Origin of the sequence: Streptomyces griseus (assembly GCF_900460065.1) — a bacterium.
GTDB lineage: Bacteria > Actinomycetota > Actinomycetes > Streptomycetales > Streptomycetaceae > Streptomyces > Streptomyces griseus.
Genome location: NZ_UAVD01000038.1, coordinates 216,298 through 235,344 on the forward strand (window position 1 = coordinate 216,298; position 19,047 = coordinate 235,344).

A 19,047-nucleotide genomic window follows, 5' to 3' on the forward strand; every position below is an offset into this window, starting at 1 on the left:
TGGACCAGCGCGAGGCGCCGCCGCGGCTGTCGTCGGGAGCCCACCGGCCCCTACCGCGACGAGGGGGCCGCGATCATCCGTCGCAGTCCCGTGTACTGGAGCGCGCTGTAGACCGTCACGATCAGCGCACCGATCAGCATGAACACCGTTCCGAACCCCTTCAGCGGAATGAAGTCCGCGAAGGCCGTCACCACACACCCGACCGCGCACAGGGCGTTCACCACGACGACGGTCCTGGCCAGGGCGGGTGGGATCACCGGATAGCCCGCGATCAGGGCGAGGCAGGCGGCCCCGCCGATCTGGAAGATCCCGAACGCCACGGCGAAGGCCACCGGCATCCCGGTCGCGGAGCCGAGCGGCCCGGCGGCCGCGACCAGCACGACGCCCATCACGGCGGTGCTCGCGCTGTCGACGCGCAGCACCAGCCGGAGGAACCGGGCGGCGTCCCGTGCGGGAGCCACCGTCGCGGACGGGGTGAGGGCGTACGTCATCTCGGATCTCCTTCGGCCGGTGGGGTCGGTGACACCGTGCCACGCGCGGTGGTCCGTACTCCATGACCTCCCAGGTCATGGAGTACGGACGGCGGAGCACCGATACGGTGAGGCCATGGAGACCGAAGATCCGCCCGGAGTGGGCCTGTTGCTCCGGGAGTGGCGCCGACGCCGAAAGCTCAGCCAGCTCGACCTGGCGCTGCGCGCGGACTCCTCGACGCGGCACCTCTCCTGCGTGGAGACCGGCCGTGCCCGGCCGAGCCGGGAGATGGTCCTCAAGCTCGCCGAGCACCTCGACGTGCCGCTGCGGGACCGCAACGGCCTGCTGCTGGCGGCCGGTTACGCCCCGGCGTACCGGGAGTCGCCGCTCGACAGCGAGCGGATGGCCATGGTCCGCTCCGCCGTCAGGGCGATGCTGACCGGCCACGAGCCCTACCCGGCCGCGGCGATCGACCGGATCTGGAACATCGTCGACCGCAACGACGCGATGTCCCTCCTGCTCGGCACCGTGCCGCCGCACCTGACGGAGCCCGGCGGCAATGTGATGCGGCTGATCCTCCACCCGGACGGCCTCGCCTCCCAGTGCCTGAACTTCGCCCAGGTCCGCGCCCATGCCCTCGGCCGGCTGCGGCACCAGGCCGACACGACCGGCCACCGCGATCTGCGGGAGCTGTACGAGGAGGTGTCTGCCTACCCTGCCCCGCCGGGCCTCGACGCCGACCCCGGACCGGTGGACCCGACGGGCATCGTCGTCCCGTTGCGCATCCGTACGCCGCTCGGCGACATGGCGTTCTTCAGCACGATCGCCACCTTCGGCGCCCCTGCCGACGTGACCCTGTCGGAACTCGCGGTGGAGTCGTTCTTCCCGATGGACGAGCAGACGGACACCGTGCTGCGCTCCCTGGCGGCGATGGGCCCGGCGGGTCGGTGACGCCGCTGTCCCGAGCCGGGGCGCGCATGCCTGGGCTCCGGGGGCCAGTGACGCCGCCGTCCTGAGCCGGAGCCCGCGTCCCCGGGCTCCACGGGGGCGGTGGCACCGCCCGTCCTGAGCCCGGTCCCCGGCCCTCGGGCTCGGCGGGTCAGTGACGCCGCTGCCCCGAGCCGGAGCCCGGATCGCCGTGCGGGTGGTCCCGGAACGCCCGTCCGTCGCTCCTCATCCGCTGCGCCCGCAGCCGGGCCGCCTGTTCGATCAGCAGGCCGTCCGCGTTCTCGGTGGCCCCCCGGCGCCCGCGCCGCACCAGCACCACCGCGCACCACGCGGCCGCCGCGCCCAGTCCCGCCATCAGCGCGACGAACGCCCCCATGGAAATCCACTCCCCCTGCGCCTCGGCCGAGCCGGTGAGGGTGATTCTCCCCGCCCCGTTCCCACCCCACAAGATCGCCCTCCGGTTGACTTCATACCCCTGGGGGGTATCTTGTGTGGTGAGTGGTCGCGACCCGGCGGCCCAGAGGAGGGAGTGGGCCATGCATACCGGTCTCAAGATCACGGCCTTCGCCGCGGCGCTCGCGGCGACCTTCGGGTCGGCGTACGCGGTCGGCGGGGCCATGGATCCCGCCGCCGGGAAGGAGCCGTCCCACCAGGACGCGCACGGCGCGAAGGAGCGCCCGGCCGCGGAGAAGGACGCGGCCCGGACCCCGGAGCTCCCCGGCGGCCTGCAGATCTCCCAGGGCGGTTACGCCCTCGACCTCGACACCCCACGCGTCGAAGCGGGCGAGCCCGCCGAGTTGCGCTTCGCCGTCGTGGACGAGGACTCCTCCCGCAAGGTGACGGCGTTCCGCCGTGAGCACGGCAAGGAACTGCACCTGATCGTGGCGTCGAGCGACCTCACCACCTATCGGCACCTGCACCCCGAGCGGGCCGCCGACGGCACCTGGTCCACCCCCGTCGAGCTCCCCGAGGCCGGCGGCTACCGGGTCTTCGCCGACTTCACCCCGGACGGGAAGAACGCCGAGGGCGTCACCCTGGGCGCCGACCTCGCCGTATCGGGCGACGCGCGCCCCGAGGCACTGCCGGACGCCGAGCGGACGGTGACCGTCGACGGGTACGAGGTGACGCTCGACGGGGCGCTGCGCCCGGGTGCGGGCAGCGAGCTGAAGCTGGGAGTGGAGAAGGACGGTAAGCCGGTCACCGACCTCCAGCCCTACCTCGGCGCGTACGGCCACCTCGTGGCGCTCCGCGCCGGAGACCTGGCCTACCTCCACGTGCACCCGAACGGCGAACCGGGTGACGGGCGGACGAAGCCGGGACCGGAGGTCTCCTTCACCGCGACCGCCCCGAGCAAGGGGGCCTACCGCCTCTTCCTCGACTTCCGGCACGAGGGGAAGGTCCGCACGGCCGCCTTCACCGTGCACGCCGGGGGACCCGCGGCCGCTGAGCCCGAGCCCGGGAACGATGAGTCCGCCGGGCACGGGCACTGAGCGCGGCTCGTCCGTCCCGGTGGATTCCATAACGATCAGCACACGGGCTAAGCGCGTCCCGCCGTCCGGGGCGGAGGGGGTCTGTCGGCGGTTCCGGTGAGCAACAGCCCTTTCTCCGGGGGCAGTCCGCGGATCCGCTTCACCCCGGGGCGGAGCGCGGGGGAAGCGCGTGGGGGCCGACCGTCCGGCCGCGGGGCCCCTGGTCCGGGGTGGTTCGGGAGGGGGTTTGTTGAGGCGTCGACAGCTCTGGCTTAGGCTTGCCTAACCTTCACTTGCTCGGCCAACCTGAGGACCCTCCATGCTCGGCTTCACCCGCGTGCGCCGCCACACCCTCGCCGCGACGGCCACCACCGTCGCCCTCGCCGTCGCCCTGGTCGGCTGCTCCTCGGACGGCGACGGCGACCAGGACGGGGCGAAGGACTCGGCCAAGAGCGGCGGCGCCTTCCCCGTCTCGATCAAGAGCTCGCTCGGCACCGCGAAGATCGAGGAGAAGCCCGAGCGCATCGTCACCCTCGGCCAGGGCTCCGCCGAGACCGCGATAGCCCTCGGCCAGACCCCGGTCGGCATCGAGAGCTACCCCTGGGGCAGCGACAAGTCCGGCTACCTCCCGTGGATCAACGAGGCGGTCAAGAAGTCCGGCGACAAGCTGCCGAAGCAGTTCACGGGCGGCGAGGAGATCGACTTCGAGGCGATCACCGAGCTGGAGCCGGACGTCATCCTCGCCCCCTGGTCGGGCATCACGCAGAAGCAGTACGACGTCCTCAAGGACATCGCCCCCACGGTCGCCTACCCCGACCAGGCGTGGAGCACCGACTGGGACCAGCAGATCGACATCATCGGCAAGGCGCTCGGCCGGACCGAGGACACGAACGGTCTCAAGACGAAGATCGAGAAGCAGCTCGCCGACGCCGCGGCCACCCGGCCGAACTACCAGGACGTCACCTTCTCGTACATCTACAACTCCGGCCCCGGCACCCTCGGCGTCTTCAAGCCCGAGGAGCAGCGCGTCAAGATGGTCTCCTCGCTCGGCCTGAAGGTCGACCCGGTCGTCAACGGCTTCAAGGAGACCCCCGGCACCGACTCGGCCCTCATCGGCCTGGAGAACGCCGAGAAGCTCAAGGACAGCGACCTCGTCTTCACGTTCTACACGGACGCGAAGAACCGCAAGGAGATCGAGGGCCAGAAGCTGTACGGCGCGATCCCGGCGATCAAGAAGGGCGCCGTCGTCGCGAGCGACGACAACTCCTTCGTCACCGCCTCCTCGATCATCAACCCGCTGACCGTGCCGTGGACGATCGAGCGCTACCTGCCGATCATCGACGAGGCCGTCAAGACCGCCGGCAAGTAACCCCGGCCGGGTACCCCGACCTCCGAGGCCACAGGGCACACTCCACACTCATGGCAACCACCACGGTCGCACCTCCGAGCGGCGCCGGCGCCTCGCGCACCGGCGCCGCCCGGACGGCGTTCCTCCTGCTCCTCGGTCTGGCCGCGCTGGCCCTCGCGCTCTGCGCGAGCGTCATGTTCGGCAGCCGCTCCACCTCGTTCGGCGAGGTCGTCGACGTCCTCGGAGGCACCGCCGACCCCACCATCACCGTCATCGTCGAGAGCCGCTACCCGCGCACCGTCCTCGGGGTCCTCGCCGGACTCTGCCTCGCGGTCGCGGGCACCCTCATGCAGGGCGTCTCACGCAACCCGCTGGCCGAACCGGGCCTCCTCGGCATCAACGCCGGCGCCTCCGCGAGCATCGTCGCCGCGACCGCCTGGCTCGGGGCCTCCGGCGCCACCGACACCATGTGGTGGGCGCTGCCCGGTGCCCTGGTCGCGGGCGTCCTCGTCCATGTCATCGGCTCCGCCGGCACCGGGACGAGCGTGGTGCGCCTCGTGCTCGCCGGAGCCGTGCTGACCGCCGTGCTCATGGCGTTCATCCAGGCGGTGACCCTCAGCAAACCGCAGGTCTTCGACAGTTACCGCTACTGGGTCGTGGGAGCGCTCGGCGGCCGGGACTTCGAGGTCTTCTGGTCCGTCCTGCCCTTCGCGGCCGTCGGTCTCCTGCTCGCGCTGGCCCTCGGCCCCGGCCTCAACGCCCTGGCCCTCGGCGACGCCACCGCCGTCGCCCTCGGCTCGCACCCCGGGCGCACCCGGGGCGGCGGACTGCTCGCCGCCACCCTGCTCAGCGCCGCCGCGACCGCCGCCGTCGGTCCGATCGCCTTCGTCGGCCTCGCCGTCCCGCATGTCGTACGGGCCCTGGTCGGCGTCGACTTCCGGGTCCAGATCCTCTTCTCCGCCCTGATGGGCCCCACCCTCCTGCTCCTCGCGGACGTGGTGGGCCGGGTCGTCATGCGCCCCACCGAACTCATGGTCGGCGTCGTCACCGCCTTCATCGGCGCGCCCGCGCTGCTCATCGCCGTACGCAGGATGCGGGGCACCTCATGACCGTCACCGACCGCGCCGCCCCCGCCCGCAAGGCGCCCCGGGGCTATCTGACCCTCGGCAGCACCGTGGCGGTACCGATGCGCCGGGCCTCCCTGTTCGCGGGCGCCGGGATCTTCGTCCTGCTCCTCGCCGCCGCCGTCGCGACGCTGGCCTGGGGACGCCTCGGCATCGACCTCGCCGATCTGCCCGCCGCGCTCGTCGGCGACGCCGAGGGCAAGGACCGCTTCGTCTTCAACCGGCTGCGCGGACCCCGTCTCACCGTCGCCGTCGGGGTCGGTGCGGCACTCGGCCTCTCGGGAGCGCTGTTCCAGTCCGTCACCCGCAACCCGCTCGGCAGCCCGGACGTCATCGGGCTCTCCGCGGGGGCCGGCGCGGGTGCCGCGATCTGTGCCCTGATGTTCCCCGACACGGTCCCCGTCGCCATCGGGGCCCTCCTCGGCGCCGTCCTCGCGATGGCCCTCGTGTACGTCTCCACCGGCACCGGCTTCCGCAACCCCGCCCGGCTCGTCATCGCCGGGATCGGCGTCGCCGCGATGGGTGCGGCCGTCACCCAGTACGTCGTCTACGCCCTGGAACGCGACAAGGCGTCCGTCCTCACCGCCTACGTCAACGGCAGCCTGACCGCACGCTCCTGGACCGACGCCACGACCGTCTGGCTGGTCCTGGCCGCCGCCGCCCCGCTGACCGCCCTGATCTCCCGGCGGCTCGACATCGGCGAGATGGGCGACGACATCGCCGAGGCGCTCGGCTCCGAGCCGCAGAAGGCCAAGACGCTGGCCGTGGTGCTGGCCATCGGCCTCTCGGCCGCCGCGGTCAGTGTCTCGGGTCCCATCGCCTTCATCGCCCTGACCGCGCCCCAGATCGCCCGGCGCCTCGCCCGCGGTTCCGGCCCGCACCTGCTGATCTCCGCCCTCACCGGCGGTCTGCTGCTGGTGCTCGCGGACCTCTGCTCCCAGCAGTTGGCGATCTTCGACGACCTGCCGGTCGGGATCTACACGATGGCGATCGGCGGCGCGTACCTCGGCTATCTGCTGGTACGGGAGTGGCGCAGGGGCGTGCTCTGAGACGCGGTCAGGCCCCGCCCGCGGCCCGCAGCTCCGCGAACAGCGCGCGCAGGGTCTCCCCGCTCGGGACGTGATCCGGCGCGCGCTGCTCACTCAGCCGGGCGGAGGCGAACAGGCCGGCGGTCGCCTCCGCCGCGGCGAACGGCGCCTCCCCGTCGGCCGGCGCGTGCCACAGCGCGAACCGCTCGGCCACCCGCTCCACCGCCCCGGCGAACCGCGCGACCGCCTCGGCCTCGGGAGCCTCGCGGTAGAACGTCCGGACGGGCGCGGCCCCCCCTACGGGTAGAGACGACGGATCGCCTCGTCCCCGACGCCCGGCAGCCCGGCGTCGCCGAGCAACGCGTGGTGCAGCACCACCGGTCGGCCGCGCGGATCGCCGTACTCGGCGAGGCCCTGTGCGCGTCCCTCATGGAACCTGGCCGTGCGCTTCACGCGTTCTCCTCGGTGGACGGTCCGGGGGAGGCCGCGCGGTCGGGGGCGCGGGAGGGGCCGGGGGCGATCCTGGTGGCCAGGCCGTCCAGGAAGATGTCGAGCTTGTCGTCGAACCAGCCGCGCCCGTGCCAGGTCTCCTCGGCGGTGAACTCCGCCTCGAAGGGGTGCCGGCCCGCCGACTCCCGGGCCCAGGCCCGCCGGTACCGCTCCCGTGCGGTGGACGAGCCGCCCGCCGCGTCCGGGAGCCTCCGGTCCAGGCCCCGCATCGCGACGGACGAGGAGAACACCAGGTCGGCCACGAAGTCCACGGCCACCGCCGCGTCCCGGGGGGTGAGCCCGGCCCCGACGAGTGCCCCGCCGTACCCGGTCAGCAGGTCCACCATGACGCGAGGGGTGCCCGGCGTGGTAAGGATCGCCTCGTCCAGTCCCGGGAACGCCTCGCAGGCCCCCCACAGCGCGTCCGCGAACCCGGTCAGCAACGCGCGCCAGGCCGGCCCGGCCGACGGCCAGACCGTACGTTCCGCGACCAGTTCGACGGCGAGGCGCACCAACGCCTCCCTGTTGTCGACATAGCGATAGAGCGTGGAGTGGCCGACCCCCAGCCGGGCCGCCACCCCCGGCATGCTGAACGTGGCGACCCCCTCGGCCAGCGCCGCCTCCGCGATGGCGGCCCGAGTCAGCGACGGGGGCCGGCCGGGGCGCCTGCCGGGCCCGGCGGTGGACGGCCGTTTCGCGTCGCCCCCGCCGGAAGGAGTTTCCGCGATGCCCCCGCCGGAGGGAGTTCCCGCGATGTCCCTGCCGGAAGGTGCTTCCGTGGCGCCCCCGCCGGAAGGCGGCGTCTTCACGAAGCGCCCGTCGGGAGGCCGTTTCATGAGGCGCCCGGCGCGATCCGCCAGCCCAGGGCCCGGTGGCGCTCGTTCCAGAAGCCGGCGTAGCGGCCGTCCAGCGCCATCAGGTCCTGATGGGTCCCGACCTCCGCGACGCGCCCCTCGTCGAGCACCACGATCTGGTCGGCACCGGTCACCGTGGACAGCCGGTGGGCGATCACCAGCAGGGTGCTCGTCTCCCGCAACGCCTCCATCGACCGCTGGACGTACGCCTCGTTCTCCGGGTCCAGCGCGGCCGTCGCCTCGTCGAGCAGCACGATCGGCGCGCCCTTCAGCAGCGCCCGCGCGATCGACACCCGCTGTCGCTCCCCGCCGGAGAGCGACGTGCCCGCCTCCCCGACCCGCGTCCGCCAGCCGTCGGGCAGCCGCTCGACGATCTCGTCGACCCCGGCCAGCCGCGCCGCCTCCAGAACGTCGGCCTCCGCCGCGTCCGGACGGCCGACGCGGATGTTCCCGATGAGTGTGTCGTCGAAGAGGTACACGTCCTGGAAGACCAGCGAGAGCTGTTCCATCAGCGCGGTCGTCGTCTGGTCGCGCACGTCCACCCCACCGACCCGCACCGTCCCCGCGTCCACGTCGAAGAACCGGGCGATGAGCCGCGTCAGCGTCGTCTTCCCCGAACCGGAGGCTCCGACCAGCGCGGTCACCGAACGCGGCGCCACCGTGAACGAGACGTCCTCCAGCACCGCGCCGCCCGCCTCCGGACCATCGCCCGGCCGTCCCGGATAGCCGAAACGGACCCCGTCCACCTCCACCGCGCCCGGCGTCCGGGGCGGAGTCGAGCGCTCCGGCTCCGGCAGCGGCGGCTCGTCCAGCACGGCCCGCACCCGGCCCATGTCGTTGCGGGCCGTCCGCACCACGGCGGCGAAGTCCCCTACCTCCGCCAGCGGCCCCGCGAATCGGGCCACCAGCGCCAGCAGCGCCACGAGTTCGACCGGATCCACCGCCCCGTCCAGCGCCAGCGACGCCCCGACCCCGATCAGCGCCGAGAAGCACACCTGGACCGCGAACCCGCCGAGCAGCATCCCCGGCACCGACATCCACACCTGCTTGCGGGACGCGGCCCGCTGCTCCGCCAACGCGGCCTCCAGCGGCGCGTATCCGCCCGTCGTTCGGCCGAAGGCGCGCAGCACGGGCTGGTTGCGGGCGAACTCCAGGACGCGGCCCGACGCCTCGACCCCGGCCGCGTCGTTCAGCTCGTCCATCCGGTTCAGCAGCCGTACGGAGACCCGGGCGGCGAGCAGGATGAGCGGCGAGCAGACGAGGGCGGCGAGCCCGAGCCGCCAGTCGAGGAACAGCATCACGACGACCACCGTGGCCGGCGTCAGCACCCCGGTCACCAGTGGTTGCAGCAGATGCGCGCAGCTCCCCGCGATCGACAGCACCGACCTGGTGCCCATCCGGGTGAGCCGGCCCACGGTCGTCCCGTCGAACCACCCCAGCGGCAGCGCGGCCACATGGTCGCCGAGCCGGTGGTGCAGCGTGGTCAGGATGACCAGCGCCACCCGGAACCCGAGCATGGCCTGCGCGTAGTGCGCCCCGAGCGTGATGAGCACGGCCACCCCGAGCCACCCGGTCCAGCGGGCCGCGCCGCCGGTGTCGCCGTTCAGCAGATCGCCGAGCACGGGGACCAGGAGCGAGACGGCGAGGCCCTGCGCGATCCCGTAACCGCACAGGGCGGTGAGATAGCGGAAGAGGACCGCGCGGTGCGCGCCGCCGAGGACGGCGGAGAGATCGCGGATCATACGACTGCCCTTTCGTGCGTGGCCCACATCCGGGCGTAGAGGCCTTCCGCGGCGAGGAGTTCCGGGTGCCGGCCGCGCTCGACGATCCGCCCGTCGCGCAGGACGGCGATCTGGTCGGCCTCGACGATCGTCGGGAGCCGGTGCGCGATGACCAGGACCGTGCGGCCCCTCACCAGCCGGGCGATGGCGTCCTGGATGGCGGCCTCCGACTCGGGATCGGCGAAGGCCGTCGCCTCGTCCAGCACGAGGACCGGGGCCCCTGCCAGCAGGGCGCGCGCGATGGAGACCCGCTGCGCCTCCCCGCCGGACAGGACGGCATCCTCGCCGACGACGGAGTCGTAGCCGCGCGGCAGCTCCTCGATCCGCCGGTCGATCCGCGCGGCACGGGCGGCCTCGCGCACCTCCTCCTCGCTCGCGTCCGGGCGGGCCAGGCGGATGTTGTCCCGGACGCTGGTCCGCAGCAACTGGACGTCCTGGAGGACGAAGCCGATGTGCCGGTAGAGCTGTTCGGTGGCGATCTCGCGCACATCGACGCCGCCGATGGTGATCCGTCCGCCGGTGACGTCGTGGAAGCGGATGGCCAGCGAGGCCAGCGTCGACTTGCCGGAACCCGACGGCCCGACCAGCGCGGTGACCGTCCCCGGCGCCAGGCGCAGGCTCACCCCGTCGAGGACGTCGACGGCCCCGTCGTAGCTGAACGTCACGTCGTGCAGCTCGACTTCGTTGCCGTCCGGGGGCCTCGGGTGGACGGCCTCGGGCAGCACCGGCGTGTCCAGGACGGCGGCGATGCGCCCCGCCGCCGCGGAGGCCTCGCGCCGGGCCTGGGCGCCGAAGCCGAGGGTCACGAGCACGCTCGGGATGACCAGGGCCACCATGGACGAGGTGAGCACGTCGACGGGGGAGACCCAGCCCCGGTGCACGAACCAGACGCCGCCCGCCAGATTCACCAGCAGCACCACGGGCGGCGAGACGGCCATCGACGCGAACGCCTCCAGCTTCAGCATCGGGCGCACCCAGCCGCTGTAGTGGTCGCCGAACCGCGTCGCGGCCTCCCGGTAACCCGCGTGCGCCTCGCCCGCCCGGCCGAAGGTCTTCACCACGCCGATGCCCGTGACGAACTCGACGATGGCCTTGTTGATCGCGGCGATCCCGGCGTTGAGCCGGCCCATCTGCGGGCCGAAGTCCCTCATCATGTACGCGTACGCGTCGGCGTAGAGCGGCAGCGTGGCCAACGCCAGCAGCGCGAGCCGCCAGTCCAGCCAGAAGAGGTAGCCGAGCCCCACGGCCGGTACGGTCACCGCGGCCGTGGTCTCCACGGCACTGTGGGCGACCAGGTAGTGCAGGTCGTGGACGTCGTTCTGGGCCGCCTTGCGCACGGTGGCCGAGGAGTTGGCGGTGAACCAGCCGAGCGGGGCGCGCCCCAGCCGTGCCACGATGCGGCGGCGCAGCGAGGCCTGGAGCGCGACGTCCGCGAAGTGCGTGAGGGCGAGGGCCACCCCGCCGGACAGGGCCCGTACGGAGAGCCCCACCACCGTGATCAGCACGGCCGCGCGCACCTCGTCCGGATCGGCGGGACCGGGGGCGAGGAGGGTCTTGGCCAGCTCGGCGATGGCGATGTACGGGACGACGGTGGCTGCCGCGCCGATGATCTGGAGCGCCATGGCGATCCGGGTGCGGACGCGGACCGGGGCGAGCAGGGAGGCGAGGGCGGCCCGCGCGGCCCGCGCCTCGGCTTTCGGGTCCCGCTCCCGCACGGGCCCCGCGGCCTGCGCCTGCTGCGCCGCGTGCCCCGGTTCCGGTGTGCGCCCCGGCTCCGCGTCGCGTTCGGGAGTTCTCCGCGATCCCTGCGGCGGGCCGTCGTCCTGTTCCATGCGCACGCGCCTCCTCCTGGCATGCGGCGGCACAGCCGGTCACGGACAGGCTGTTTTGGTTAGGTGAGCCTACCCTTACTTTTTCCGTGCTCGACAGGGCTGTGGCCGTTCCGGGGAGGGGAGTTCACCTGTGAAGCGGGGCCGGGGAGCGGCGCCGGGGCGGTGACGACTGGTCACGTACAGGTTCGTCGACCATACTGCCCGCCGTGGAGCAGAGCATAGATTCGAACAAGAAGCCCGAGTTCGCCGCAGGCACCGACCCGGCGTTCATTCCCCTGCCCGGACTGGCGGCGCCCGTCGCCACCCGGAAGCCCGAACCGGAATCGGAGGCCGGTCCGGAGGACGCTGCTCCGGAGTCGGCGTCGGAATCGGCGTCGGAGGCGGAGGCGGAACGCGACGACGAGGCCGTGGCGGACGCCGCGGCGGCCGACGCCGACGAGGAACCGGAATCCGCGGCGGACGGCGCCGGTCCGGAGAGCGAAGCCGGGGACGCTGCCGAGGGCGACGCCGAGGAGGGCCCCGTATTCGAGGTCAGCGACCGGCGCGGTTCCATCCGGGTGGACCGGGAAGGGGTCCGCTTCACGCTCGACGACCAGGAGGCCGAGTTCCACTGGGACGAGATCGGCGCGGTGGAGACCACCCCGGCGCGCTTCGGCCGCCGGTTCACGGTGACCGTCCACCTGTCGAGCCGCCGCTGGTTCAACGCCGAGGTCGAGGCGGTGAGCCGCGCCGAGCTGAAGGGCTGGCCGGCCGAGCTGGACGCCGCTCTGGACGCCTACTTCGAGGAGTCCTGAGCCGTCTGCCGTGAGAGACCCCGGCGGGGCGCCCCGGGGCGCCCCGGTTGTTCCCGGGGCCCGGGAGGTTCTGGGTCTTCTTCCCGACGACGGGGGTCGGGGGTCGGGGCCAGGGGGCGGCCCCGGTTCCGGTCGCGTCGCGCGGTGCCGAATTCCGGCCGCGCGGCGCCGGACCGTGCCGCGCCGAGCCCCGTCGTGCGCGGAGCGTCGTGCCGCGCTGTGCTCCGCCGCGCCGCGCCGGGGTGCTTCGCGACGCGTCGCGCCCGGCCCCGCCCGCCTGCCCTCAGGGCCGGTCGCGGCCCCGGACGCGCATCACGACGTAACCGACCAGGGCGACCGCGGCCAGCGCCAGCACGATTCTGGTCACGACGCCGACGTACGCCCCGACCACGTCCCACTGGTCGCCGAGCCAGTATCCGGCCATCACGAGGACCGTGTTCCACACCAGGCTGCCCGCCGTCGTCAGCCCCACGAACACCGGCAGCGGCATGCGCTCCACGCCCGCGGGCACCGAGATCAGGCTCCGGAACACCGGAACCATGCGGCCCAGCAGTACCGCCTTGGTGCCGTGCCGGGCGAACCACTCCTCCGTCCGCACCAGGTCGGAGGCCTTGACCAGGGGGAGCTTCGCCCACCAGGCGTGCATCCGCTCCCGGCCGAACACGGCTCCGATCCCGTACAGGACCACCGCGCCGACGACCGAGCCGAGCGTCGTCCAGAACAGGGCCGAGGCGATGCTGAGCACCCCCTGAGAGGCGGCGAACCCGGTCAGCGGCAGGATGACCTCGCTGGGCAGCGGCGGGAACAGGTTCTCCAGCGCGATGGCCGCGCCCGCGCCGGGACCGCCGAACGTCTCGACCAGCCCGGTGGCCCAGCCGACGATGCCCCCCTGCGGCTCCGGGGCGGCGAGCGCTCCCAGGCCGGCCGACGGGGTCAGGTCCATGTGTCCATGGTCCCTCAGGCCCCGTCGAGCACCACCGAACGGCTCAGATGGCGGGGCAGGTCCGGGTCGAGCCCCCGTGCCGCCGCACGGGCCAGGGCGAGGCGCTGTACCCGTACGAGATCGGCCAGCGGATCGAGGGCGCCGTCCACCCACTCGGCACCCGTCGCGCGCACCTGCTCGGCCAGGCCCTCGGGAGCCTCACCGAACATCCAGGTCGTGGTGGAGGTGGTGGAGATGCTGATGGGGCCGTGCCGGTACTCCATCGCGGGGTACGACTCCGTCCAGGACAGCGAGGCCTCCTTCATCTTCAGCGCCGCCTCGTGGGCCAGCCCGACCGTCCACCCCCGGCCGAGGAAGGAGAACTGGGTGCTCTCCAGCAGCCCGTCGGGCAGCGGCTCGGCGAGTGCGGCCTCCGCGTCCGCGACCACGGCCTCGGAGTGCAGGCCGAGATGGGCCCGCAGCAGGGTGAGGGCGGTCGTGGCGAAGCGCGTCTGGACGACGGACCGTTCGTCGGCGAAGTCCAGGACGACGAGAGCGTCGGCCGCCGCCCTGACCGGGGTCTGCGGATCCGCCGTGACGGCCACCGTGCGGGTGGCGCCGCGCAGCCGGTCCAGCAGCTCCAGCACTTCGGTCGTGGTCCCCGACCGGGTCAGCGCGACGACGCGGTCGTAGCCGCGGCCGTGGGGGAACTCGGAGGCGGCGAAGGCGTCCGACTCGCCCTGGCCGGAGCCCTCGCGGAGTCCGGCGTAGGCCTGCGCCATGTAGAAGGAGGTACCGCAGCCGACCACCGCGATCCGCTCGCCGGCGACGGGCAGGGCGGCGGTCTCGGGGCCGCCCGCCAAGGCGGCGGCGCGCCGCCAGCAGGCGGGCTGACTGGCTGTCTCGGACTCGGCATACGACACGTCTGCACTCCACGGGAACGAGGTGGACCACGGGAACGGGGCTGAGCGGGGCCGACCCGCCCCGATGTAGAATTCTGCACGTTACATGCACTTATCGAGCAAAAACAAGCAAGCCGCAGGTGGGTGAAGGGGGCGCGGTAGGCCCTGTGCGACGCTTGCGGCGGTCCGGCCCCCGGCGACCGCGTTCCCGCGAAACGCGGTGCCCGCGCCGGACGGTGAGGAGACGCTCTTGTCCAGGGACGCCCGGTGGGACGCGCTGCTGGAACTGGTCGGCAAGCACGGCAGGGTGGACGTCGAGGAGGCGGCCGCCGCGCTCGACGTCTCGGCCGCCACCATCCGCCGCGACCTGGACCAGCTGGCCGAACAGCACCTGCTCACCAGGACCAGGGGCGGCGCGGTCGCGCACGGGGTCTCCTACGAACTGGCGCTCCGCTACAAGACGGGCCGTCACGCGCCCGAGAAGCAGGCCATCGGCCGCGCCGTGTCCGGCCTGGTCGCCGTCGGCGAGGTCGTCGGCCTGACCGGCGGGACGACCGTGACCGAGGTGGCCAGGGCACTGGCCGTGCGCCCGGACATCGTGGGCGAGACGGCGGTGGCGGGCGGGCAGCCGACGCTGACCGTGGTGACCAACGCCCTCAACATCGCGAGCGAACTGGCGATCAGGCCGCAGATCAAGATGGTCGTGACGGGCGGGGTCGCGCGGCCCCAGTCGTACGAGCTGACGGGCCCGCTCGCCGTCGGTGTGATGAACGAGATCACCCTCGACGTCGCCGTCCTCGGCGTCAACGCCATCGACATCGAACGCGGTGCGTACGTCCACCACGAGGGCGAGGCCAGCGTCAACCGGCTGCTCGCGGAGCGGGCCCAACGGGTGGTGGTGGCGGCCGACTCGTCGAAGATCGGCAAGCGGGCGTTCGCCCGGGTCTGCGACCTCGGACGGGTCGACGTCCTGGTCACCGACTCCCGTATCGGCGCGGAGGCGAAGGGCCGGTTCGGCGAGGCGGGGGTCCAGGTCGTCACCGTCTGACCGGCACGGTCCGGCCCGGCACGGTCCGGCCCGCCGTACCCGGGGGCGCGGGGCGTCATGAACCGGTTCCCGTCGGGTACCGGAAGAGACACGGACGGAGACTTCGCCGTGTCGCTGGTACGCCGAACGGGTGAGGGGCGAGAGGATTGCCCGATGAACAGTGAGTGCAGCCGGCGGGAACCCGACCGGCTCGACGACGGGGTGGCCCTGTGAGCAGGTACGACAGGTACGACAGATACGACGCCACCGACGAACAGTGGGAAGGGCTCGCACAGGTCGTACCGCTGCGTGGCCGCGACGAGTGGCCGTCGCGCGTCGACCACCGCACCGTCCCGGACGAGCGGGCGGCCGAACAGCGGCGTCTCGTGGTCCTGCGGGTGCAGGTCTTCGCGGACGCTCGTGAGGTCGCCGAGTACCTGGTCGCCCAGGTGCCGGTGCTGCTCGACCTGACGGCGGCGGAGACGGACGTGGCGAAGCGGATTCTCGACTTCAGCAGCGGCGTGGTCTTCGGCCTCGGCAGCGGCATGCACCGCGTCGACCGCAATGTCTTCCTGCTCGCGCCGGTCGGCATGGAGGTCGAGGGGGTCACGCCCGCGGGCCTCGCCCAGTAGGCGGAGGCGGGCCGTCGGGGCGGCAGCCGGACCGGACCGCCGCCCCCGGCCGCGCCGTCCCGTCCTCCCGCCACCGCCCGCCTTCGCGCGCCTTCGCGCGCGGGCCCGTCGGCCTTGCGCGCCGGACCGTGCCCCTCCTTACGTGCCGGACCGTGCCCCTCCGTGCCGGGGTTGCGCCCGGGAAGGCGCTGTCGGTGGCCGGTGATAGACCTGGGACCGTGACAGACATCGATGTGGCAGAACTCCAGCGACGGCTGGCCGCGTTCGCCGAGGCGCGCGACTGGGAGCAGTACCACAACCCGAAGAACCTGGCGGCGGCGCTCAGCGTCGAGGCGTCCGAACTGCTGGAGATCTTCCAGTGGCTGACGCCCGAACAGTCGGCGCGGATCATGGAGAACCCCGAGTCGGCCCACCGGGTCGCCGACGAGGTGGCGGACGTGCTCGCCTATCTCCTGCAGTTCTCCCGGGTGCTGGGCATCGATCCGACCGCGGCGCTGGTCGCCAAGTTGGAGCGGAACGAGAAGCGCTTCCCCCTGTCGAGCGCTGCGGAACCTCTCGATCGTCACTCTTCGGAGTGAGTGAGATATCCACAGTCGACTTCCTGTCCACAGATTTCCGATTTCCTCTGGCCTTACGGTGCTGTCTACTTCACTGTGGGTAATGAATGAGGTGAGCGGGTTTTCGTACGGACGGGGGAGAGACATGGAAGCGGAGCGACTCATCGAGGCGGGGCGGCGGGCTCTGGCGGACAGCCGGGGCGCGTTGGACGTCATGGCGGAGGCCTGGCAGGCGCAGGCACTCGCCCGCGCGGTCGGCAGTCGGCTGGCGCTCTACGGCCCGGTGGAGTTACGGAGCGAGGCGCGGGCGCTGGGGGAGATCGGCGCCGGATGCTCGGCGCTGGACCACCCGGCGGTGCTCTCCGGCGGTGCCCGGGCGGCGCAGTTGTCCGGGATCGCCGATGTGCGGCGGTCCCTGGCCGGGCTGGCGCTGCTGCTCAGTGAGGCCGGGATCGCCCTGGTCGGGGTGGCCTGCGACACGGGGGAGGACGGTCTGTACTGGCAGTGCATCGAGGCCATGGACGCGGCCGACGAATCACTGGAACGCGTGCACGGGATGCTGAGGCGGCTGGCGGAGCGGGAGAGGGAGCGCGACGGCCCCTACGGCGGCATACGCGGCCCCGCGGCATCGGCGGCGGGCCCCTAGGCGCCCTGTCGTCGAACTGCCGCCTGCCCCGCGGGGCCGCCCTTCGGGCGACGGCGGCAGCGGGACGACAGGACCTGGAGAAGGGCGGATCGCGGGCGTCCGGGCAGGGCGGCGACGGGTGAGGGGAGGCGACGGGCCCGGGGCGGGCGGGAAAGCCCGGGGGAGATGCGGAGGAGGTCCGGCCTGGCCGGTGGGCGGGACCGGGTGCCCGAGGGGCAGGATGGAGGGCATGGATCTCCGCATCTTCACCGAGCCCCAGCAAGGGGCCGACTACGACACCTTGCTCACCGTCGCCAAGGCCGCCGAGGACCTGGGCTTCGACGCCTTCTACCGCTCCGACCACTATCTCCGCATGGGCTCCGGCGACGGGCTGCCCGGACCGACGGACGCCTGGATCACCCTGGCCGGACTGGCGCGCGAGACCCGGCGCATCCGGCTCGGCACGCTGATGACCGCCGGCACGTTCCGGCTGCCGGGAGTGCTGGCCATCCAGGTGGCCCAGGTCGACCAGATGTCCGGCGGCCGGGTCGAACTGGGCCTGGGCGCAGGCTGGTTCGAGGAGGAGCACAAGGCCTACGGCATCCCGTTCCCGAAGGAGAAGTTCGGCCGCCTGGAGGAGCAGCTCGCCATCGTCACGGGGCTGTGGGCGACCGAGGTCGGCGAGACCTTCAGCTATGACGGCACCTATTACCAACTCACCGATTCACCCGCACTGCCCAAGCCGGCCCAGGCCAAGGTGCCCGTCCTGATCGGCGGCCACGGTGCGACGCGCACCCCGCGGCTCGCCGCGCAGTACGCGGACGAGTTCAACATCCCGTTCGCCTCGCTGGAGGACAGCGAGAAGCAGTTCGGCCGGGTCCGGGCCGCCGCGCAGGCGCACGGGCGGTCCCCGGACGACCTCGTGTACTCCAACGCGCTGATCGTCTGCACGGGCAAGGACGACGCCGAGGTCGCCCGACGCGCGGCGGCCATCGGCCGGGACGTGGAGGAGCTCAAGGCGAACGGGCTGGCGGGATCCCCCGCCGAGGTGGTCGACAAGATCGGCAGCTTCGAGGCGATCGGCTCGTCGAGGATCTACCTCCAGGTCCTCGATCTGGAGGACCTGGACCACCTGGAACTGATCTCCTCGCAGATCCAGTCCCAGCTGACCTGACCTGACCTGACCTGACCTGACCTGACCTGACCTGACCTGACCCGAGCTGAGCTGAGCTGACCCGAGCTGAGCTGGCCTGACGAGGAGGAGGTGGCGGTGCGTACCGTGCGCACGCTCGCCGAAGCGCTGGACGCCGGGCCCGTCCTGCTGGACGGCGGGCTCTCCAACCAACTGGAGGCGCAGGGCTGCGATCTGTCCGACGCCCTGTGGTCGGCCCGGTTGCTGGCCGACGCGCCGGAACAGATCGAGGCCGCTCACCTCGCCTACCTCCGGGCCGGGGCACGGGTGCTCATCACGGCCAGCTACCAGGCCACCTTCGAAGGGTTCGGTCGGTACGGTCTCGACCGGGCCGCGACCGGGGCCCTGCTCGCCCGCAGCGTGGAGCTGGCCCGGCGCGCCGCCGAGGCGGCGCGCCGGGCCGACCCCGGCCGGGAGACCTGGGTCGCCGCGTCGGTCGGACCGTACGGGGCGATGCTCGCGGACGGCAGCGAGTACCGGGGCCGCTACGGGCTGAGCGTCCGGGAGTTGGAGCGCTTCCACCGCCCCCGGGTGGCGGCGCTGGCCGCGGCCGGGCCCGACGCACTGGCACTGGAGACCGTGCCGGACCTGGACGAGGCCGAGGCCCTGGTCCGGGTGGCCGAGGAGACCGGGCTGCCGTACTGGCTCTCGTACAGCGTGGCGGACGGCCGGACGAGGGCCGGCCAGCCGCTTCAGGAGGCGTTCGCGGTGGCGGCGGGGCGGGACTCGGTCCTCGCGGTCGGGGTCAACTGCTGCGATCCGCAGGAGGCGCGGGGGGCGGTGGAGCAGGCGGTGGCGGTCACGGGCAGGCCCGCCGTGGTCTACCCGAACAGCGGGGAGGGCTGGGACGCCGGGGCGCGGGGGTGGACCGGGCACGGCACCTTCGACCCCGGGCAGGTCCGGGCCTGGACACGGGCCGGGGCCAGGCTCGTCGGAGGCTGCTGCCGGGTGGGGCCGGATCTCATCACGGAGCTGGACGGGCGGCTGGAGGGGTAGGGGCCCTCTTCAGCGGGCGCCCCCGGGGCCGTTCCGGAGAGCGTTGCGGGCCGGGA

21 protein-coding genes are annotated in these 19,047 nt (G+C 73.1%); 12 read left to right on the top strand and 9 right to left on the bottom strand.

The features are described 5' to 3' along the window. Nucleotides 1-50: 50 nt before the first annotated feature. Nucleotides 51-491, bottom strand: a complete 441-nt coding sequence (locus tag DTB53_RS27990; RefSeq protein ID WP_012378647.1) for a hypothetical protein — start codon at nt 489-491, stop codon at nt 51-53. A 115-nt stretch (nt 492-606) separates the two neighbouring features. Between DTB53_RS27990 and DTB53_RS27995 the strand changes: the two genes are divergently transcribed. Next, nucleotides 607-1,422 (top strand): helix-turn-helix transcriptional regulator, encoded by an 816-nt coding sequence (locus tag DTB53_RS27995; protein WP_012378646.1) that lies wholly within the window; start codon nt 607-609, stop codon nt 1,420-1,422. 148 nt (nt 1,423-1,570) lie between these two features. Here DTB53_RS27995 and DTB53_RS28000 read toward each other — a convergent pair whose 3' ends face one another. Then, nucleotides 1,571-1,795, bottom strand: coding sequence for a hypothetical protein (locus DTB53_RS28000; protein WP_012378645.1), 225 nt, complete (start codon nt 1,793-1,795; stop codon nt 1,571-1,573). A 160-nt stretch (nt 1,796-1,955) separates the two neighbouring features. Here DTB53_RS28000 and DTB53_RS28005 point away from each other — a divergent pair, with 160 nt between their 5' ends. The 4 genes from DTB53_RS28005 to DTB53_RS28020 all read left to right on the top strand — a co-directional run bounded on the left by DTB53_RS28005 (nt 1,956) and on the right by DTB53_RS28020 (nt 6,409). Next, nucleotides 1,956-2,909 carry a DUF8832 domain-containing protein gene (locus DTB53_RS28005; protein ID WP_012378644.1) on the top strand — a complete coding sequence of 318 codons (954 nt, stop codon included), beginning with the start codon at nt 1,956-1,958 and terminating at the stop codon, nt 2,907-2,909. Between the two features lie 298 nt (nt 2,910-3,207). After that, nucleotides 3,208-4,257, top strand: a complete 1,050-nt coding sequence (locus tag DTB53_RS28010; protein WP_012378643.1) for an iron-siderophore ABC transporter substrate-binding protein — start codon at nt 3,208-3,210, stop codon at nt 4,255-4,257. A gap of 50 nt (nt 4,258-4,307) precedes the next feature. After that, complete coding sequence (locus DTB53_RS28015; protein ID WP_012378642.1) at nt 4,308-5,345, top strand: FecCD family ABC transporter permease; 1,038 nt, start codon at nt 4,308-4,310, stop codon at nt 5,343-5,345. Next, the gene (locus tag DTB53_RS28020) at nt 5,342-6,409 is read left to right on the top strand and encodes a FecCD family ABC transporter permease (RefSeq protein ID WP_012378641.1); all 1,068 of its coding nucleotides are present in this window, start codon (nt 5,342-5,344) and stop codon (nt 6,407-6,409) included. The genes DTB53_RS28015 and DTB53_RS28020 overlap by 4 nt, the downstream gene beginning before the upstream one ends. A 7-nt stretch (nt 6,410-6,416) precedes the next feature. Here the strand turns inward: DTB53_RS28020 and DTB53_RS28025 are convergent, their stop codons facing one another. The 5 genes from DTB53_RS28025 to DTB53_RS28040 all read right to left on the bottom strand — a co-directional run bounded on the left by DTB53_RS28025 (nt 6,417) and on the right by DTB53_RS28040 (nt 11,344). Next, nucleotides 6,417-6,602, bottom strand: a complete 186-nt coding sequence (locus tag DTB53_RS28025; protein ID WP_012378640.1) for a hypothetical protein — start codon at nt 6,600-6,602, stop codon at nt 6,417-6,419. A gap of 83 nt (nt 6,603-6,685) precedes the next feature. Next, complete coding sequence (locus DTB53_RS36975) at nt 6,686-6,841, bottom strand: hypothetical protein (RefSeq protein WP_159402377.1); 156 nt, start codon at nt 6,839-6,841, stop codon at nt 6,686-6,688. Next, the gene (locus tag DTB53_RS28030) at nt 6,838-7,686 is read right to left on the bottom strand and encodes a TetR/AcrR family transcriptional regulator (RefSeq protein WP_236586322.1); all 849 of its coding nucleotides are present in this window, start codon (nt 7,684-7,686) and stop codon (nt 6,838-6,840) included. The genes DTB53_RS36975 and DTB53_RS28030 overlap by 4 nt, the downstream gene beginning before the upstream one ends. Before the next feature lie 23 nt (nt 7,687-7,709). Then, nucleotides 7,710-9,473, bottom strand: a complete 1,764-nt coding sequence (locus DTB53_RS28035) for an ABC transporter ATP-binding protein (protein ID WP_012378638.1) — start codon at nt 9,471-9,473, stop codon at nt 7,710-7,712. Continuing rightward, nucleotides 9,470-11,344, bottom strand: coding sequence for an ABC transporter ATP-binding protein (locus DTB53_RS28040; RefSeq protein WP_012378637.1), 1,875 nt, complete (start codon nt 11,342-11,344; stop codon nt 9,470-9,472). The genes DTB53_RS28035 and DTB53_RS28040 overlap by 4 nt, the downstream gene beginning before the upstream one ends. Before the next feature lie 206 nt (nt 11,345-11,550). On the opposite strand from DTB53_RS28040, the gene DTB53_RS28045 reads away from it, so the two are divergent. Then, on the top strand, nt 11,551-12,138 hold the full coding sequence (locus DTB53_RS28045; protein ID WP_012378636.1) for a hypothetical protein: 588 nt from the start codon (nt 11,551-11,553) through the stop codon (nt 12,136-12,138). Nucleotides 12,139-12,421: 283 nt separating this feature from the next. Here DTB53_RS28045 and DTB53_RS28050 read toward each other — a convergent pair whose 3' ends face one another. After that, nucleotides 12,422-13,081, bottom strand: a complete 660-nt coding sequence (locus DTB53_RS28050; protein WP_012378635.1) for a DedA family protein — start codon at nt 13,079-13,081, stop codon at nt 12,422-12,424. A gap of 14 nt (nt 13,082-13,095) precedes the next feature. Beyond that, complete coding sequence (locus tag DTB53_RS28055) at nt 13,096-13,983, bottom strand: SIS domain-containing protein (RefSeq protein ID WP_003965632.1); 888 nt, start codon at nt 13,981-13,983, stop codon at nt 13,096-13,098. A gap of 229 nt (nt 13,984-14,212) precedes the next feature. Between DTB53_RS28055 and DTB53_RS28060 the strand changes: the two genes are divergently transcribed. The 6 genes from DTB53_RS28060 to mmuM all read left to right on the top strand — a co-directional run bounded on the left by DTB53_RS28060 (nt 14,213) and on the right by mmuM (nt 18,991). Continuing rightward, nucleotides 14,213-15,010: a DeoR/GlpR family DNA-binding transcription regulator gene (locus DTB53_RS28060; protein ID WP_003965631.1), complete on the top strand. Its 798-nt coding sequence runs from the start codon at nt 14,213-14,215 to the stop codon at nt 15,008-15,010. A gap of 209 nt (nt 15,011-15,219) precedes the next feature. Beyond that, nucleotides 15,220-15,621: a cell division protein SepF gene (locus DTB53_RS28065; RefSeq protein WP_003965630.1), complete on the top strand. Its 402-nt coding sequence runs from the start codon at nt 15,220-15,222 to the stop codon at nt 15,619-15,621. 218 nt (nt 15,622-15,839) lie between these two features. After that, nucleotides 15,840-16,199 carry a nucleotide pyrophosphohydrolase gene (locus tag DTB53_RS28070; protein WP_012378633.1) on the top strand — a complete coding sequence of 120 codons (360 nt, stop codon included), beginning with the start codon at nt 15,840-15,842 and terminating at the stop codon, nt 16,197-16,199. Between the two features lie 124 nt (nt 16,200-16,323). Next, nucleotides 16,324-16,824, top strand: coding sequence for a DUF6099 family protein (locus DTB53_RS28075; protein ID WP_012378632.1), 501 nt, complete (start codon nt 16,324-16,326; stop codon nt 16,822-16,824). 229 nt (nt 16,825-17,053) lie between these two features. After that, nucleotides 17,054-17,977 (top strand): LLM class F420-dependent oxidoreductase, encoded by a 924-nt coding sequence (locus DTB53_RS28080; protein ID WP_003965627.1) that lies wholly within the window; start codon nt 17,054-17,056, stop codon nt 17,975-17,977. A gap of 96 nt (nt 17,978-18,073) precedes the next feature. Further along, nucleotides 18,074-18,991 carry a homocysteine S-methyltransferase gene (gene mmuM / locus DTB53_RS28085; protein WP_042495888.1) on the top strand — a complete coding sequence of 306 codons (918 nt, stop codon included), beginning with the start codon at nt 18,074-18,076 and terminating at the stop codon, nt 18,989-18,991. Nucleotides 18,992-19,047: the final 56 nt, after the last annotated feature.